Origin of the sequence: Pseudomonas sp. FW305-28, from assembly GCF_017351395.1 — a bacterium.
Taxonomy (GTDB): Bacteria; Pseudomonadota; Gammaproteobacteria; order Pseudomonadales; family Pseudomonadaceae; genus Aquipseudomonas; species Aquipseudomonas fluorescens_AA.
Map to the genome: position 1 here is coordinate 1 of NZ_JACNDD010000298.1, position 1,031 is coordinate 1,031.

Genomic DNA, 1,031 nt, shown 5'->3' on the forward strand with positions numbered 1-1,031 from the left:
GACTACCCGCAGGGCCTGACCCTGCACGGCCTGTTCGAGGCGCGGGTCGAGGCTTGCCCGGACGCTGTAGCGGTGGTGGCCGACGAGGCGCAACTGAGTTACGCGCAACTCAATGAGCGGGCCAACCAGATTGCCCATCGCCTGCTGGAACTGGGCATTCGCCCGGATGACCGCGTGGCGATCTGTGCCGATCGCAGCCTGGACATGGTCGCGGGCCTGCTGGGGATTCTCAAGGCCGGTGCGGCGTATGTGCCGCTGGACCCGGATTATCCTCACGAGCGCCTGGCCTACATGCTGGAGAACAGCGCGCCCATGGTGGTGCTGACCCAACGTGCGTTGCAGGCGAGCCTGCCGGCGACGCAGGCGCGAACCTTGCTGCTGGATGAGGCGCAAGGGTTTTCGACGCAGCCCACCGACAATCCGCAGGTCGAAGGCCTGCATGCCCATCACCTGGCCTATGTCATCTACACCTCGGGCTCCACCGGCCTGCCCAAGGGCGTGATGAACGAGCATGGTGGGGTGGTCAACCGCCTGCTGTGGATGCAGGACGAGTACGGACTGACCGCCACGGATGCGGTGCTGCAAAAGACCCCGTTCAGCTTCGACGTGTCGGTGTGGGAGTTCTTCTGGCCGCTGTTCAGTGGTGCGCGGCTGGTGATGGCGCGTCCGGGTGGGCATCGCGACCCGGCGTACCTGCGCGAAGCCATCCAGCGGCACGGCATCACCACGCTGCACTTCGTACCGTCGATGCTCGATGTGTTCCTGGCCCATGGCGAGGCAGGTCAATGCGCAGGTCTGGTGCGGGTGATGTGCAGCGGCGAAGCGTTGCCGGGGCATCTGGTGCGGCGCTTCAAGGCGCAATTGCCGCACACTGGCCTGTACAACCTGTACGGTCCGACCGAAGCGGCGGTGGACGTGACCGCGTGGGATTGCGCGGGGACGGACACCCCGGACAGCACGCCGATCGGCAAGCCGATTGCCAACACCCGGATCTACCTGCTCGATGGTCATCAACAACCGGTGCCCATGGG

1 protein-coding gene is annotated in these 1,031 nt (G+C 65.8%); it reads left to right on the forward strand.

Annotation, left to right across the window (positions count from 1 at the left end):
• The coding region (locus J4E53_RS30495; protein ID WP_207268291.1) for an amino acid adenylation domain-containing protein at window positions 1-1,031 on the forward strand (1,031 nt) is incomplete at both ends.